Here is a 15,240-nt window from a genome sequence, read left to right as displayed (position 1 = left end):
CCTCTCCTCATCATTTACCTGCTGTTAGTTTCTTATGAATGACGCTGCCCAACCATCTTGCGAGGAGATTGAACACTAGTACGGAAATAACCAGGACAGCCGAAGCCCCATTGGCTACTTCCCTTACATCCGGGATAAGACCTTGTGTGTTAACAGACCAGATGTGCACTGCAAGTGTTTCTGCTGGCCGGAAAATGTTCAGCGGAGAATTATCTGCGAACGGATTCCAGTTTCCATAATCCAGTGTCGGTGTGGAAAGACCAGCTGTGTAAAGTAAAGCTGCTGCCTCTCCGAATACACGGCCGGAAGCAAGGATAGCACCAGTCAAAATTCCTGGGAAAGCATATGGAAGCAATACTGTCTTAATTGTATGCCATCTTGTGATCCCCAACGCCAAACTTGCTTCTTTTTGTTCTTTTGGCACACTTCGAATTGCATCTTCGGTTACTCGAACCATGACAGGAATATTGAAGACGGTTAGTGCCAGTGCACCACCGATGATTGTGTAGCCCCAGCCAGTGATCTTAACAAAGACCAAAAGACCGAACAAACCCACAACGATGGACGGTAAAGATGCTAGCATCTCAATACAAGTGCGGATAAAGTTTGTAAGTTTACCCGGCTTGGCGTATTCCGCCATGTAAATTCCGCCGCAGACTCCAAGCGGCACGGTAATGATCATTGTGATCACTAAGATGTACAAGGAGTTGAATAACTGATCACGAATACCGCCGCCAGCTTGATAAGAACTGGAAGGAGACGTGAGGAAATCCCATGATACCTGGGACAGACCATTAGATAAGATAAAATAGAATAGGTAAAGCAGCAACGCCACCATGATTGCTGCGATCGCGTAAAATACACCTGTTGCGATACGATCTGTTATTCTGCTGTTCATTAGATTTTCCTCCTACCAGACAAGTAACGGACAATGAAGATGAATAGGAACGAAATTATGAGCAAAATGAGACCCATCGACCAAAGTGTGTTGTTCTCAATGCTGTTATAAGTCGTATGTCCGATGTTCAGTGTTACGATTGTAGTCAATGTTCCTGCTGTATCAAAAATGCTTCCAGGGAGATCCCTTGTATTACCGATAACCATTTGTACAGCCAATGCTTCTCCGAATGCACGCGCCATTCCTAGAACGATAGCTGTTAGCAAGGATGGCAATGCTGCAGGTATCAATACCTTACGAATTGTCTGCCAGCGAGTTGCGCCCAAAGCAAGTGAACCTTGTCGCAAGCTGTTCGGCAGTGATCGCATGGCATCTGTAGCTATAGTAGTAACCGTAGGGAGGATCATAACAGTCAGTACGATGACACCTGCAAATAAACTAAACCCGATACCCGGGAAATTATCCCTTACCAAGGGTACTAAGACTACGAGTCCGATGAAACCATACACAACAGACGGGATACCGACCAATAGTTCGATAACCGGCTGCAAAAATCTTTTACCGAATTTCGGTGCAATTTCAGACATGAAGATAGCTGCACCGATACCAAGCGGAGCAGCAATCAATGCAGATAGGAATGTTACTGCCAGTGAACCAAAAATAAATGGGAAGATACCAAAAGATGCATTCTCTCCGCCTGTTGGATTCCAGTTAGTACTGGTTAGATATGCAATTGGATTTATGTTATTGACAAAGAATGACTGCAGGCCCTTATATGCCAGGAAAGCAGTGATAGCAATTGTCGCAACAATCATGATAACGGCACAAATTGTAACGATTGAGCGTCCGCGCACTTCATCCCATCGTCTATTATTCTTTGTCATGATCAGCCGTTCTTCAGCTGATGGAGATACTGATGCTTTTGCCAACTTCTACAACTCCTCATAAAAACAGCGGAAGGGAACACCTTCTGTGACGGCCTCCCACTGTCTGTGATAGCTAATTTATAACCACAGTAAGGTAAATGCAGTGAGACACCGCATCTACCTTATGTTTTACATATTATTTTTCAGTAAGGTTTCCTTCAGCGTCGCGCTCAACCTGCATATCAGTCATTGGAACGTAGCCTTGATCAGGTACGATTGAAGATTGAACTTCGTCGCTTAGCATGTAATCCAGGAATTCTTTCGCAAGGCCTTCAGCTTCTCCGTTAGTGTAAGAGTGCTGGTAAGCCCAGATTGGGAAGTCTCCAGATCCGATCGTTTCGTTTGTAGCTTCAACACCATCGATTTTAGCTTTTACGACAGTATCGTCATCGAAGTAAGATAGTGCCAAGTAACCGATCGCTCCATCTGTATCAGCAACGATTTGCTTTACAGTGTTGGAAGAGTCCTCTGTAACACCTTCTGCTGGAGTTTCGCCATCAAGTGCGTATTTTACGAAAGTGTCACGAGTACCTGAAGAATCCGGACGGTTAACAAGTGTGATTTCCATGTCTTCCCCGCCAACTTCAGACCAGTTTGTCACTTTACCTGTGAAGATGTCGATAAGCTGCTGTTTTGTAAGATCATCTACACCCGCGTTAGGGTTGATTGCTGCAGTCATACCAACAACCGCTACTTGATGATCAACTAGTTTGCTAGCATCGATGCCTTCTTTTTCTTCAGCAAATACGTCAGAGTTACCGATGTCGATGGTACCTTCCTGAACTTGGCTAAGCCCAGCTCCTGAACCACCTGCTTGAACTTGAATGTCAGCATCCGGATTTTCACTTTTGTACTGTTCAACAGCTGCTGCCACTAGAGGCTGCATGGCACTGGATCCTGCTACAACGATGCTAGTGTCGGAAGTTTCCCCGCCGCCGTTGTTATTGTCTCCGCCAGTGTTTCCTTCTGTTTCGGTGCCGCCAGCGTTTCCGCCACATGCTGCAAGTACACCGATGACTAGTGCGAACATTGCAAGCAATACAGATAGTTTCATCTTCTTCATGTTTGATTTTCCCCCTACGTGATTCTATTAGTTCCTTTGCCTTACAAATACAATATTAGCTTGTCTTCATTAAGGAAAAATAAACGGAATGTAAAGGTTTTGTAAATTAGAGTATTAATTTGTTGAAAAAAAAAGAACCATCCCGTTTTATCGGATGGTTCCTCGGTAATACTGTCATTCAGATTTGTCTTTCTCTTCCGGAGCTTTGTGCTCGTAATAATACTCAAGTGCACGGTTGGCAATATTATAAGTAATCGGATATTGTCCGCCGCCTGAGACGATTCCAGTATTCGGCACAACGATCGCGAAGGCGATATCAGGGCTTTCGGAATCTGCATACCCGATCAAAGTCAGGTTCTCCAAGTCCGTGCCGTTGATACTAGTCTGCGCCGTACCTGTCTTACCGGATATATCATATTTTTTAGCTTTCTCACTCAAATGGCTGTAAGCAGTTCCTTTTGGCGTCTGGAATACCATCTTGAAACCTTTCTTCACATGGTCTATCTGCTCTTGTGTTGCCGTTATTTTATTCAGCACTTCAGGAGACTTCGTTTCGGCCAATGGACCCAATTTGCCTTTTTCATTGGATGGTTCATGAATCTCACTCACAAAGTGAGGCTTTATCCGGTAGCCCCCATTTGCAATGGTAGAAATATATTGAGCTAATTGCATCGTCGTGTATGTGTCAAATTGCCCAATCGAGAAATCAAGCAGGTTACCCGCTTGACCGGTGGAACCGATATAGCCTGTTGATTCAGATGGAAGATCGACCCCTGTCTCCACGCCCAAGCCAACTTGGTTGTAATAATTCCGCAGAATCTGGAATGCATCATGATTGAATGATACTGGCTGATTTGGTTTGTAATTGTATTCTCCACCGATTCGCAACGCAACGTTGAACATATACACGTTGGAAGACATTTGCAGCGCCTGTAAATCATTGATCACACCCATGTTTTTCCACGATTTCTTTGGTTGTGTTCCTTTGATTCTCATCGGAGTATCCAGGAAGCTGTCACCCATCTTGATGGCACCTTCCTGGTAGCCGGCAAGCAAGGTCGCACCTTTGACAGTTGACCCGACGGCAGCTGCCGTGAAAACAGTATTCATGTCCTCGGATTCGTATTTGTTATTTTCCCTATCGTAATGCTGACCGCTGGCTGCATAGATTTCGCCAGTGTTGGGATTCAGCATGACAGCCATGGCATCTTCCATGTATCGGTTTGCTCCAGGATGTTTGTTGATGGCGCCTTTGAGCTCTTCTCTTACAATCTTATCCAATTCTTTCTGGAAATCCATGTTGATGGACAATTGAAGATCCTGGCCGCGCTGCCCTTCCGAGATGACATCTTGGGATATGATGTTATTATTATTATCCGTTTCATAGCGGACGCGTTTTTTATCGCCTTTCAGGAGGCTTTCATATTCTTTCTCGAGACCGCTTGTACCGATACGGTCGTTCAGCTGATAATTGCGGGATTTGTAATAATCCTCTTCCCCTTCCGGTATCCCTGTTTTGATACCGCCGAGGATTCCGCTGAGCGACCCATCATACGGATAGTAACGCTCCCAGTCAGTCGCTACATTGATCCCGGACAACGTGCCCATGTTCTCGGCAATCGTCGCATATTCTTTTTCCGTTACATCCTTGTTCTTGATCACATGCGGCACGAGTTCAGTCGCGCTGTCCAGTTCCCGTTTGATGGCAATGATCTGTTTAGCTTTGTCATCACTTTCGTACTGTTTGTAATCTTCTTTTGTGATTCTTTCCAATGTAAGGTTGTACACGTCCGTATCATCGAGCGACTCTTTCTCCGCAGCCGTTATCCGGCTGTTTGCTTCGTCTTCGTTCAATTGATACCAATATTCCTTGTATTCCCGTTCGGTGATTTTATCAACGGCTTTATCGTCCATCTTTATGATATCAGCAAGTTTTGTGGCAATCTCCAAACGTTTATCGGCAGGGTCACCGTTTTTAGGCGGTGTATATGTGATGGAGTATATCGGTTCGTTTCCGACAATCACATTCCCTTCACTGTCATAAATCATACCGCGCGGAACTGAAATTTCAGCAATATCATTGGTCGTCTCGTCCAAAACTGCCTGGTGTTCCTCCCCATTGATGATCTGCACCACTCCAAGCTGCAGGACCAAGGCAGAAAACAGCAGGAAAACAATCGCAAACAATATATTGAGACGGAAAGGAAGCAGTGCTCGCTTCTTCTTCCTTTTTTTAGACATAATGTTCCCCCATTCTTACATACTGGTCCCATTATATCATCATCCTCCGTCCGCTTCTACTAAATACCTGTCAGCGATTGTCGTCTCCTGCGATTTCATTTTTGGGAAGCCGTTTGACAGAAGCGGCTGGCGCATAACTCGTGATATGCCGGGTAAAGAAATATATGAAGAAAGGACCGATTCCAACGATGAACATCACGTATGGAATGGAAGCTACCGACCATATACCAATCGCAGCCAGTAAAGCTGCCACTGAAAGGATTCTTCCGATATTTGTCGCTGTATCGCTCAGTACGATGTATTCAACCCGATTTTTCGCAGCATCCCTTGCTTTTCCGATCACATCATAAGACAAAGACAAGTATGGCACGAAAAGAATTGGGTAAAACATGCCTATGATAGCCGCATACAAAAGCAAAGTGGTAAAATTAAGTTTTATAAGCAAAAGCAGCACACTTAACGATAGCACGATTCCACTGATGAAAATCGCCATCTTCCTCTGACGGCTCTTAATGTAGCGAGTTGCTATATAATAGAAGATAAACGAAAAAGCGGAATATACAAGATTGAATGTTCCGAGTGATAGCTCGCTATTGGTGACGATGAAGACCCAGATGGAAATGATGAAGGTGAAAATACCTTCTCGGATGCCTTGGAAAACATGGGCTAGGACCGTATTCCTCCAAGCCGCATTATGTTTGATCTCCTTCATTGGCTGCATCAAGCCAAATTTCCCCTCAGCTGCCCTTCTCTTGATTCCGGCGGTGCAAACGACAGCAAGCAGGAAAAGGAAGAAGGACACAGCGAATATGAGAGTATAGCCATGGGAATTATTCATCCTTGTGATAACGTAGCCTGCTACGAATGGACCGATCATACCTGTCAGGGATTGCAGCAATCCTGATACACCATTGAAAAAATCACGCGTCTCAGGTTCGGTCACTTCGAACGTCAAAACAGAATAAGCTAGCCAGTACATTCCATAACCGATTCCGAGCACCCCGCCCAGAAGCAAATTGTATGAAGCAGCTTTCTCACCTGTAAATAGTACGAGCAGGAAAAACAAACACAGGAAAAATACTCCTGTCCGCAATATGATTATCCGATCAATTCGCTTTGCCCAGCCGCCAGATAATGTGAAAACTATGGTCTGAGCGATGTAAATCGCTAAATTATACGTAGCGAGGTTAACTAAATCATTCGTTTGCTTCCATAAATAAATATTGACGAACGTATTCGACAGAAAGATACCGAGGGAATAAAGTGCCCCGATAAAAAGCAGCATATACAGCTCTTTCTTTGCAGAATCCGCGGTAAATAAGTTCGGCTTCATCATGCCGCCTCCTTTTACTGCTACTTAGTATCTGCTTTCGAAAACGAGATATGCACAAAAAAGGACATCAGCTAAAAAGCTGATGTCCTTTTGTCTGATTACCTTATTTTGCTTCTCTGTAAAGGCGCTCTACTTCATCCCAGTTTACAACGTTCCAGAAAGCACTGATGTAATCAGGACGTTTGTTTTGGTATTTCAAGTAGTAAGCATGCTCCCATACATCAAGGCCAAGAATTGGTGTCTTGCCTTCCATTACAGGGTTGTCTTGGTTTGGAGTGGATACGATTTCAACTTCACCGTTTTCTACGATCAACCAAGCCCAGCCAGAACCGAAACGGCCTGCTGCAGCAGCAGCGAATTCTTCTTTGAATTTGTCAAGTGTACCGAATTTGTTAGCAATGGCACTAGCTACTTCCCCAGTCGGCTCACCGCCACCGTTTGGAGAAAGCAAGTTCCAGAATAGGCTGTGGTTATAGTGACCGCCGCCATTGTTGCGTACAGCTGTCTGTACGTCAGAAGGAAGTTCGTTAACACCTGCAACAAGCTCTTCCAAGGATTTGCTTTCCAAGTCAGCTTTCCCTGCGATTGCGTCATTTAGCTTTGTCACATATGTGTTGTGATGTTTTGTGTGGTGGATGTTCATTGTTTCCTTATCGATATGAGGCTCAAGAGCGTCGTAAGCGTAAGGCAATTCTGGTAGTTCAAATTTAGCCATGATTATTCCTCCTTAAATGATATGTAATTAGAAAGGTGGCTACCTTTTCGTAAAGCGTACCAAAGCTCATCACAAACGGCAAGCATTTTGCCTCGAGAGCTCTGCATATTCTTCCCCGCTATTTGTTAGTAATACAAAAAAACAGCTGTTCAAATGAACAGCTGTTCCTGTAGTGGCTCGGGACGGAATCGAACCGCCGACACACGGATTTTCAGTCCGTTGCTCTACCGACTGAGCTACCGAGCCATGATATGGCGGAGGAAGAGGGATTCGAACCCCCGCGAGCCGTTAAGCCCCTGTCGGTTTTCAAGACCGATCCCTTCAGCCAAACTTGGGTATTCCTCCGCGATGCTCATATGAAATTACTGGTGGACCCTGCAGGACTCGAACCTGCGACCGATCGGTTATGAGCCGATAGCTCTAACCAACTGAGCTAAGGGTCCGTAAAGGGCGATTGATGGGGATTGAACCCACGAATGCCGGAGCCACAATCCGGTGCGTTAACCACTTCGCCACAACCGCCATGGCAATAATTATTAAGATATGGTAGCGGCGGAGGGGATCGAACCCCCGACCTCACGGGTATGAACCGTACGCTCTAGCCAGCTGAGCTACACCGCCAATGGCTCCACAGGCAGGATTCGAACCTGCGACCGATCGGTTAACAGCCGATAGCTCTACCACTGAGCTACTGTGGAATAGTTTAGATAAGTTATGTATTCGCAATTCAATATGTATCAGCGACGTTATATAATTTATCATGCATTCAACATCTTGTCAATCAATTTCGTATAAGTTTTTGTTATATTTTTTAACTCTTCCGAACTGACAGGAATACTATAGCATGAATTTCAGCATCTTGGCAAGCAAAATATAATAGACAGAGGTGTCCCCCTGTCTATTCTTCCAAAATAAGCTGGGCAATATTCACCGCATGATCGCCCACGCGCTCGAGATTACTGATGATATCGACGAAAACGATACCGGCAGATCCGGCACACTTCCCTTCATTCAGGCGGATGAGATGTGATTTTCGATATGTTCGCTCCATTTTATCAATTCTATCTTCTTTTTGCAGAACTGACAGTGCTATTTCTCGATCTTGTTTATCCAATGCCTCCATCGCCTGCTTGACAGTGATGATCGTCAAATCGAACATGCTATTCAGTTCCTGCTGCGCTTCTTTGGTCAGTTTGATATTACTAGAAATCTGAAAATCGACAAACTCGACGATATTTTCAAAATGATCTCCGATCCGTTCTATATCCCGGATCACATCCAACAAGGCAGCGTGCATGTTGCTTTCATCTTCAGACAGAGTGTTGATCGATATCTTGGATAAATAATCCGTGATTTCCCGGTCTTTTCGATTCACTTCTTTTTCCAGCTGCATGGCCAAATCAGCGAATTGCCTTTCATGATTATTCGCATATGTACTCGCCTGCTCCAGCCCATCGACAGCCAACCTGCCCATATGCAACACTTCCAGTTTCGCCTGCTCCAAAGCCAGGACCGGAGATTGTTGGATGAACAGCGGGTCGAGGTGGTTGGTCAATGCCATCGGCTTTTCTTCCTCTCCCGGAATCAGTTTCGTGATGAGCCAGACGAAAGGACCGATGAAAGGTAAGAGTATCAAAGTGTTGACAATATTATGGAAGCCATGAGCTCCTGCGATTGTGAGTTTATCATTCAGCTCGAAAGTATGTTGCATCCAAGCGACGATGTCCACGAATAATGGCAAAAGCAGCAAAAAGATAATCATGCCGATAGCGTTGAACATGACATGACTTAGTGCTGCCCGCTTTGCTTGCACTGTAGCACCAATAGCTGCAAGCATCGCTGTCAATGTCGTACCCAGGTTATCACCAAGCAGCACGGGCAATGCGCTTTTCAAATCAATTCCGCCTTGGGCATAAAGTTCTTGCAATATCGCGACCGTCGCCCCGCTGCTTTGCACCACGATCGTCATGAACGTACCGATGGCCACGCCTGTGATCGGATTGGTGTGCATACTCGCAGCCAGCGATTGAAAAGCTTCCATGCTTAAAATAGGATGAAGTCCATCCCCTATCAAAGTCAGTCCAAAAAAGATTCCGCCGGCCCCAAAGAGAACTTTACCAATCTGCTGCGCGCGCTGGTTCACAAAGAAATAAATTAAAAATGCTCCGAGAGCCATGATTGGCAATCCAAACTGAACCAAATTGATCCCAATGAAAAACGCAGTCAATGTGGTACCGATATTAGCCCCCATTATGACCGATATAGCCTGTCTTAACGAAAGATAACCAGCGTTCACAAGCCCTACGATAAGTATGCTCGTGGCAGTACTGCTTTGGACAAGGATTGTGACGATAATACCTGATAATACGCCGATGAGCGGATGAACGGTAAAGCGATGCATGGCTAACTGCAGCTGTTTGCCATATGCCCGCTGCAATCCATCCCCCAGATAGCGGATTGAAAAGAGAAACAGGCCCAAACCTCCGATAAATTCAAAGATGATATATTCCCAATTAGACAACGCAAGCCTACCTTCCCTTCACTGTGTTTCCTACTGTAATTATTAATTTTGTAAGGAGGCTTGTAAAGGTCTTGTGTAGAAATTTACAATTAATTTAGTCAGGATTTGGCATTATTATCGTCATAATCGACTTTTTCCACCATGATTCTTGCTCCGCTTACATTCGTCACTTTGATCCTGCTTCCCCGATCCAGCCATTTACCATCCGTGACAGCGCTCAATTCACGCCCATCCACGCGCACTGTTCCAGACGGACGCATCGGCGTCACAGTTTCACCTTCCAACCCGAGAAGTGCCGCATATGTTTCATTCATGCTATTGTATCCCTTTTCTGCACTCAAGGTATCCAATAGGGCGATTTTACCCCACATGGATCTTTTCGGGAATGCCTTCAGGAAGATGAAAGAAGCCGCTGCCCCAGTAATGACTCCGATGATTGCATAAATCCCTGCTGTCCAGTTCGGTGCGGTAAAACCGACCGTAAGCAGCATTGTCAAAAGTCCGATCACACTGAGCGTCCCATCATTCAACAGTTTTCCATCGATGACGATCAATAGCATTCCGATGAAATAGAGCGGCAGCATATACGACAAGGCCGACGGTTCCAGATAACTGATAAAGAAGGTGGAAATGAAGCCTGCTCCCAATAGGAAGAAGATGCCTCTTGCTTTCACTAAGATTTCTCCAATAAGAAACATCGTTCCCAGTCCTGTCATAAAAACTGGAATCCAATTGTAATCCAACATATGCTTACCCCTTTCTTCTACTATCTTTATACGAACAGAATTGCTTTTTGTTTCACTATAAAGGTATTTTCCTTCTTCTGCCTAATACTTAACATAAAAAGTTCAAGAAGCGAGGGATGACCATGTGGAAAAAGATTGGGTTATTTCTGTTCAGCTGCGCCCTACTCATGAGCATATGGAAGGATTTGACGGTCGGCAGCCCGATCCCCGCAGCACCGACAGAAACAGCTACGGAGAAAAAAGTTCCTGCAGAGGATAAAGCGGATGAACGTGAGACGTTTCAGCCGGTGCTTTTACAGGTAAAACAAGGAGACACACTTCTTTCTGTAGCAAATGAGTTGAACAATAACGACTTGAGCGTTACGATGGAACAGGTAATCGTGGATTTCGAGGAATTGAATCCCGGGAAGGATCCATACGCATTGCATGCAGGATCCGCCTACTATTTCCCCCATTATCTTAGATGAAGATTTTATTAAACTTAAGCCAAGTTACTTCTAATTTAGCAGCATTAGCATTATAATGGGAAAATATAAGGATATATCCCTGTTTTCCTCGCGATAATCAAAGGAGCGATATATAAATGGCATTAATACACAGACAAGATACCCGTCAGGTCAAAGTTGGCAACATTACGATCGGCGGTAAAAACGAGGTAGTCATCCAATCGATGACTACAACTAAAACGCATGATGTGGAAGCTACTGTAGCGGAAATTCTGCGTCTTGAGGAAGCAGGCTGCCAAGTAGTGCGCGTGGCTTGCCCGGATCAGCGTGCTGCTGATGCGATTCCGGAAATCAAGAAACGCATAAATATCCCGCTAGTTGTAGATATTCATTTCAACTATAAATTGGCTTTAAAAGCAATTGAAGGCGGAGCGGATAAAATCCGTATCAACCCGGGTAACATCGGAAAGCGGGAGAAAGTGGAAGCTGTCGTAAACGCAGCCAAAGCGAAAGGCATCCCTATCCGAATTGGCGTTAACGCTGGCTCCTTGGAGCGCCATATCCTTGAGAAATATGGCTACCCTACTGCAGAAGGTATGGTAGAAAGTGCGTTGCACCATATCAAGATCCTGGAAGAGCTTGATTTCCACGATATCATCGTCTCCCTTAAGGCATCCGATGTATCATTGGCAATCGAAGCATACGAAAAAGCAGCAGAGGTTATTCCTTATCCGCTGCACCTTGGTATCACAGAATCCGGGACTTTGTTCGCCGGCACAGTGAAGAGTGCTGCTGGATTAGGCGCGATTTTAAGTAAAGGCATCGGAAGTACGATGCGTATTTCTTTAAGTGCAGACCCAGTGGAGGAAGTAAAAGTAGCTCGTGAGCTTCTTAAAATTTTCAACTTATCTTCCAACGCTGCTACATTGATTTCCTGCCCTACTTGCGGACGTATTGAAATAGACTTGATCAGCATCGCTAATGAAGTCGAAGAGTACATCAGCACAATCAAGGCACCTATCAAGGTTGCTGTACTCGGATGTGCGGTAAACGGTCCTGGTGAGGCTCGGGAAGCCGATATCGGTATCGCCGGTGCCCGCGGAGAAGGTTTGCTGTTCCGTCATGGTGAAATCATCCGAAAAGTACCTGAAGAAACGATGGTTGACGAATTAAAAATTGAAATCGATAAGCTTGCTGAAGAATATTTCGCTGAACAAGCAGCCAAAGAAAAAGAAGCAGCTGAAGCATGATATAAAAAAGCTGACTCCGACTGGAGTCAGCTTTTTTCATACATATGGCGCTGTGAATAATGAAATGACAATTGCTAAAATGCTTATGATCAAGGCAATGTTACCCAATGTATCGGCGCCTTTTCTCTTCGCCAGCACGCCGAATACAATTCCAGCAGCCCCGACAAGAATCGGTGCAAAAAAGAAAGAAGCGACAGACAAAATCAAGGCTATATAGCCAAACATCTTTCCGGAATCCGTTGTCTGCTGTCCGCCTTCCTTGTCAGTTCGACGGTAGCTATCTTGAGCAGGAGATATCTCAGCGGAAGTCTCCACATCACGTTTATTTTGTACGTCTTGGTCGAATTGCTCCTTATCCATGTGAAACCTCCTTATCTGGGGTAAGGTATGGTTCTAGTTTGCGCTTTGCAGGCATAAACTTACCAGGTAGATATAGGAATTCCGTGCTTCATCCACATCTTAGAGCAGGAGGTTTCCGATGAATTTCATTGTTCATAAACTTGTGCTGAACAAGTTGAGAAATTTGACTGTCGAGGAAATCATGGAACAAAGCCAAGCATATCAAGTGCATCTCACTCCCCAGCAAGCGTCCCAAATCGTGCAATTTTTGCGTCAGAACAAGCTGGATCCTTTTAAAGAATCCGACCGACTGCAAATGCTGAAAGCACTGGCACAAATCACCGACACGCAGACAGCTCAAAAAACACATCAGATCTTTTTGCAGCTCGCAAAGGAGCATGGCATCAAATTGTAAAAAACACCCCGGACAGCGTATGCTGATTCGGGGTGTTTGATTAAGACAGGATATTTTCTTTTAGATTCGGGTTAAAGCTATTGCTCATGAGCATATCGATTTCATGCGCATACGGTGCTTTCTTGTTTTTCTTATCTTCGCCGACGAATGGCGTTTCCAGTATCTTCGGCAGCTGCTGCAGCTGATCGTGATGTACGATATAGCGTAGCGCATCATAGCCGATATGACCAAATCCGATGTTTTCGTGGCGGTCTTTCCTGGCACCGCATTCGTTTTTGCTGTCGTTGATGTGCAGCACTTTCAATCTGTCCAACCCGATCACACGGTCGAATTGATCCAGAACACCATCAAAGTCGTTTACGACATCATAACCGGCATCATGTGTATGGCAAGTATCGAAACAGATGGATAGCTTGTCATTATGCGTGACACCATCGATGATACGAGCCAGTTCTTCAAAGTTGGAACCCACTTCGGATCCTTTTCCAGCCATTGTTTCCAAGGCGATCTGAACATTCTGGTCCTTCACCAGCACTTCATTCAAACCCTCAATGATCTTCTGGATACCGGCAGCGACTCCCTCCCCTACATGAGCGCCCGGATGCAATACGATCTGTTTCGCTCCGATTGCTTCTGTCCGCTCGATTTCACTGCGAAGGAAGTTCACACCCAATTCGAATGTCTCCGGCTTGATGGAGTTGCCGACGTTAATGATATAAGGGGCATGCACCACGATGTCTGTAATGCCATGCTCCTTCATATGTGCCCGGCCTGCTTCTATGTTCAGTTCCTCAATCGCTTTTCTTCTTGTGTTCTGCGGTGCCCCTGTGTAAATCATCATGGCATTTGCACCATAGGAATATGCTTCTTCACTTGATCCCAGGAGCATTTTTTTGCCGCTCATACTAACATGTGATCCGATTATCATAAATCAACTTTCTCCTTACTTTCGCTTACGATCTTGTCGGTCCAGCTTTTTCTTGATTTTATTTTTCTCATACTGCATTTTGCGCTTGTAGCCAGGTTTAACTTTCTTCGGTTTACGTACTTGCTTCCAGGCTTGGGATTCATTATCCGATTCCGTTTTCTTACGAGTAACCCGCTCGTTCCATGCTTTCAGTTCTTTCCATTCACCATTAGCGATGTCATAGGTCGTGAATTCAAGACCTTTCTTATCCAGTTTATGAATAAGCTCTAAATCGTAGTCATTGTAAAGACTGATGGCAGTCCCTTCCATTCCAGCACGTGCAGTTCTGCCGACACGGTGAACATAAAACGGTTCTTCTTTCGGAAGCTGCGCATTGATAACATGGCTGACGCCTTTGATGTCGATACCACGTGCTGCCAAATCCGTTGCGACAAGATATTGGAAACGTAATTCCTGAATGTCGCGAAGGACGCGTTTTCTCTCCCTTGGTGTAAGGCCGCCGTGCAGAAGGCCTACTGGCAATCCTTTATCCGTCAGTTCTGCTGCCAGGGTATTGGCGGCGTCTTTACCATTGACAAAAATAATGGCCATATAAGGCTGGATGACACTCGCTATTTTCATTATCGTCTCTGCTTCATCACGGTGACGCATCGGAACCAGACGATGCTCCATCGTTTCCGGTGATAAATGACCGCCAATTTCAAAGTGCTTCGGGTTTTCCAGGTATTTTTTCAAGAATGGCTGCAGGCGCTCCGGAATTGTCGCAGAGAAGACAAGCAGTTGGACGTCCTGGCGCATCCGTGTCAGGATCTGATCCACTTCCTTGATGAATCCCAAGTCAAGCATCAAATCCGCTTCATCAAGTACGAAGCTTGTCGCAGGATATAAATCCAATGCCTGCTCTTCCATCAGATCCAGGATCCGTCCTGGTGTACCGATGATGATTTGCGGCTGTGTTTTTAATTTCTCGATCGACCTTTTCTTATCTGTTCCGCCGATGAACAGCTTCGCATGCCAATCATGTTCTTTACCGGCAAGCTTGATGAAGTTGCGGGCTTCGTCATATATTTGAATGGCAAGTTCACGTGTAGGTGCAGTGACAACGAATTGTGCGTGCTGCTCGCTTTCCTTCAGCTTACTGAACAATGGAATCAAATAAGAATGTGTCTTACCAGATCCGGTATGGGATTGTCCGATGACACTTTCCCCCCGAAGTGCTGCCGGGATGACTTTTTCCTGGATCGGTGTTGGTTTTGCAAAGCCTAGTTTATCAATCGCTTCGTTGACCGATGGCTGAAGCGCGTATTGTTTGAATTGATGATTTTTCATGTGTAACTCCTTTTGGTCATTCTCTTACTTTTTTATTATAGAGGACTTTGTCATATTTTGCACGATTACGCGAGGATAATAAACAATCTT

General features: G+C 45.1%; 14 protein-coding genes and 6 tRNA genes. 3 read left to right on the top strand and 17 right to left on the bottom strand.

Annotated features, from left to right (window positions below):
- Positions 1 to 10 precede the first annotated feature (10 nt).
- The 14 genes from pstA to SFC66_RS07530 form a co-directional block, all read right to left on the bottom strand.
- Complete coding sequence (pstA, locus tag SFC66_RS07595; RefSeq protein ID WP_411218102.1) at positions 11 to 898, bottom strand: phosphate ABC transporter permease PstA; 888 nt, start codon at positions 896 to 898, stop codon at positions 11 to 13.
- Positions 898 to 1,782, bottom strand: coding sequence for a phosphate ABC transporter permease subunit PstC (pstC, locus tag SFC66_RS07590; protein ID WP_411218709.1), 885 nt, complete (start codon positions 1,780 to 1,782; stop codon positions 898 to 900). The genes pstA and pstC overlap by 1 nt, the downstream gene beginning before the upstream one ends.
- A gap of 178 nt (positions 1,783 to 1,960) precedes the next feature.
- The gene (locus tag SFC66_RS07585) at positions 1,961 to 2,887 is read right to left on the bottom strand and encodes a phosphate ABC transporter substrate-binding protein PstS family protein (RefSeq protein ID WP_411218101.1); all 927 of its coding nucleotides are present in this window, start codon (positions 2,885 to 2,887) and stop codon (positions 1,961 to 1,963) included.
- A 174-nt stretch (positions 2,888 to 3,061) separates the two neighbouring features.
- Positions 3,062 to 5,128, bottom strand: coding sequence for a penicillin-binding transpeptidase domain-containing protein (locus SFC66_RS07580; protein ID WP_411218100.1), 2,067 nt, complete (start codon positions 5,126 to 5,128; stop codon positions 3,062 to 3,064).
- Positions 5,129 to 5,198: 70 nt separating this feature from the next.
- Positions 5,199 to 6,464, bottom strand: coding sequence for an MFS transporter (locus tag SFC66_RS07575; RefSeq protein WP_411218099.1), 1,266 nt, complete (start codon positions 6,462 to 6,464; stop codon positions 5,199 to 5,201).
- Between the two features lie 100 nt (positions 6,465 to 6,564).
- Positions 6,565 to 7,176, bottom strand: a complete 612-nt coding sequence (locus SFC66_RS07570) for a superoxide dismutase (protein WP_367543621.1) — start codon at positions 7,174 to 7,176, stop codon at positions 6,565 to 6,567.
- 173 nt (positions 7,177 to 7,349) lie between these two features.
- Positions 7,350 to 7,422: transfer RNA gene (locus tag SFC66_RS07565), tRNA-Phe, on the bottom strand.
- Positions 7,423 to 7,428: 6 nt separating this feature from the next.
- Positions 7,429 to 7,521: transfer RNA gene (locus SFC66_RS07560), tRNA-Ser, on the bottom strand.
- Positions 7,522 to 7,542: 21 nt separating this feature from the next.
- Positions 7,543 to 7,619 (bottom strand) — tRNA-Ile (locus SFC66_RS07555).
- Positions 7,620 to 7,625: 6 nt separating this feature from the next.
- Positions 7,626 to 7,698, bottom strand: a tRNA-His gene (locus SFC66_RS07550).
- A gap of 22 nt (positions 7,699 to 7,720) precedes the next feature.
- Positions 7,721 to 7,797, bottom strand: a tRNA-Met gene (locus SFC66_RS07545).
- Positions 7,798 to 7,799: 2 nt separating this feature from the next.
- Positions 7,800 to 7,874 (bottom strand) — tRNA-Asn (locus tag SFC66_RS07540).
- 200 nt (positions 7,875 to 8,074) lie between these two features.
- Positions 8,075 to 9,697 carry a Na/Pi cotransporter family protein gene (locus tag SFC66_RS07535; protein WP_411218098.1) on the bottom strand — a complete coding sequence of 541 codons (1,623 nt, stop codon included), beginning with the start codon at positions 9,695 to 9,697 and terminating at the stop codon, positions 8,075 to 8,077.
- Positions 9,698 to 9,795: 98 nt separating this feature from the next.
- Complete coding sequence (locus SFC66_RS07530; protein ID WP_411218097.1) at positions 9,796 to 10,443, bottom strand: NfeD family protein; 648 nt, start codon at positions 10,441 to 10,443, stop codon at positions 9,796 to 9,798.
- A 167-nt stretch (positions 10,444 to 10,610) separates the two neighbouring features.
- On the opposite strand from SFC66_RS07530, the gene SFC66_RS07525 reads away from it, so the two are divergent.
- Both SFC66_RS07525 and ispG read left to right on the top strand, forming a co-directional pair.
- On the top strand, positions 10,611 to 10,910 hold the full coding sequence (locus SFC66_RS07525) for a type IV pilus assembly protein FimV (protein ID WP_411218096.1): 300 nt from the start codon (positions 10,611 to 10,613) through the stop codon (positions 10,908 to 10,910).
- A 116-nt stretch (positions 10,911 to 11,026) separates the two neighbouring features.
- The gene (gene ispG, locus SFC66_RS07520) at positions 11,027 to 12,139 is read left to right on the top strand and encodes a flavodoxin-dependent (E)-4-hydroxy-3-methylbut-2-enyl-diphosphate synthase (RefSeq protein WP_411218095.1); all 1,113 of its coding nucleotides are present in this window, start codon (positions 11,027 to 11,029) and stop codon (positions 12,137 to 12,139) included.
- A 36-nt stretch (positions 12,140 to 12,175) separates the two neighbouring features.
- Here the strand turns inward: ispG and SFC66_RS07515 are convergent, their stop codons facing one another.
- Positions 12,176 to 12,499 (bottom strand): DUF4190 domain-containing protein, encoded by a 324-nt coding sequence (locus SFC66_RS07515; RefSeq protein ID WP_411218094.1) that lies wholly within the window; start codon positions 12,497 to 12,499, stop codon positions 12,176 to 12,178.
- A gap of 118 nt (positions 12,500 to 12,617) precedes the next feature.
- Here SFC66_RS07515 and SFC66_RS07510 point away from each other — a divergent pair, with 118 nt between their 5' ends.
- The gene (locus SFC66_RS07510) at positions 12,618 to 12,893 is read left to right on the top strand and encodes a DUF2624 domain-containing protein (RefSeq protein WP_411218093.1); all 276 of its coding nucleotides are present in this window, start codon (positions 12,618 to 12,620) and stop codon (positions 12,891 to 12,893) included.
- A 40-nt stretch (positions 12,894 to 12,933) separates the two neighbouring features.
- Here SFC66_RS07510 and SFC66_RS07505 read toward each other — a convergent pair whose 3' ends face one another.
- Positions 12,934 to 13,821: a deoxyribonuclease IV gene (locus tag SFC66_RS07505; RefSeq protein WP_411218092.1), complete on the bottom strand. Its 888-nt coding sequence runs from the start codon at positions 13,819 to 13,821 to the stop codon at positions 12,934 to 12,936.
- Between the two features lie 15 nt (positions 13,822 to 13,836).
- The gene (locus tag SFC66_RS07500) at positions 13,837 to 15,150 is read right to left on the bottom strand and encodes a DEAD/DEAH box helicase (RefSeq protein ID WP_411218091.1); all 1,314 of its coding nucleotides are present in this window, start codon (positions 15,148 to 15,150) and stop codon (positions 13,837 to 13,839) included.
- Between the last annotated feature and the right edge of the window lie 90 nt (positions 15,151 to 15,240).

Source organism: Terribacillus saccharophilus, assembly GCF_046592895.1.
GTDB lineage: Bacteria > Bacillota > Bacilli > Bacillales > Amphibacillaceae > Terribacillus > Terribacillus saccharophilus_D.
The sequence above is the reverse complement of the archived record's forward strand: the minus strand, read 5'-3'. Positions and strand labels throughout refer to the sequence as shown.

Coding starts and splice junctions, on each gene's coding strand:
- SFC66_RS07525 (WP_411218096.1), top strand. CDS start 10,611: ATGAGCATATGGAAGGATTTGACGGTCGGCAGCCCGATCCCCGCAGCA.
- SFC66_RS07580 (WP_411218100.1), bottom strand. CDS start 5,128: ATGTCTAAAAAAAGGAAGAAGAAGCGAGCACTGCTTCCTTTCCGTCTC.
- SFC66_RS07505 (WP_411218092.1), bottom strand. CDS start 13,821: ATGATAATCGGATCACATGTTAGTATGAGCGGCAAAAAAATGCTCCTG.
- SFC66_RS07530 (WP_411218097.1), bottom strand. CDS start 10,443: ATGTTGGATTACAATTGGATTCCAGTTTTTATGACAGGACTGGGAACG.
- ispG (WP_411218095.1), top strand. CDS start 11,027: ATGGCATTAATACACAGACAAGATACCCGTCAGGTCAAAGTTGGCAAC.
- SFC66_RS07515 (WP_411218094.1), bottom strand. CDS start 12,499: ATGGATAAGGAGCAATTCGACCAAGACGTACAAAATAAACGTGATGTG.
- SFC66_RS07510 (WP_411218093.1), top strand. CDS start 12,618: ATGAATTTCATTGTTCATAAACTTGTGCTGAACAAGTTGAGAAATTTG.
- SFC66_RS07575 (WP_411218099.1), bottom strand. CDS start 6,464: ATGATGAAGCCGAACTTATTTACCGCGGATTCTGCAAAGAAAGAGCTG.
- pstA (WP_411218102.1), bottom strand. CDS start 898: ATGAACAGCAGAATAACAGATCGTATCGCAACAGGTGTATTTTACGCG.
- pstC (WP_411218709.1), bottom strand. CDS start 1,782: ATGACAAAGAATAATAGACGATGGGATGAAGTGCGCGGACGCTCAATC.
- SFC66_RS07585 (WP_411218101.1), bottom strand. CDS start 2,887: ATGAAGAAGATGAAACTATCTGTATTGCTTGCAATGTTCGCACTAGTC.
- SFC66_RS07570 (WP_367543621.1), bottom strand. CDS start 7,176: ATGGCTAAATTTGAACTACCAGAATTGCCTTACGCTTACGACGCTCTT.
- SFC66_RS07500 (WP_411218091.1), bottom strand. CDS start 15,150: ATGAAAAATCATCAATTCAAACAATACGCGCTTCAGCCATCGGTCAAC.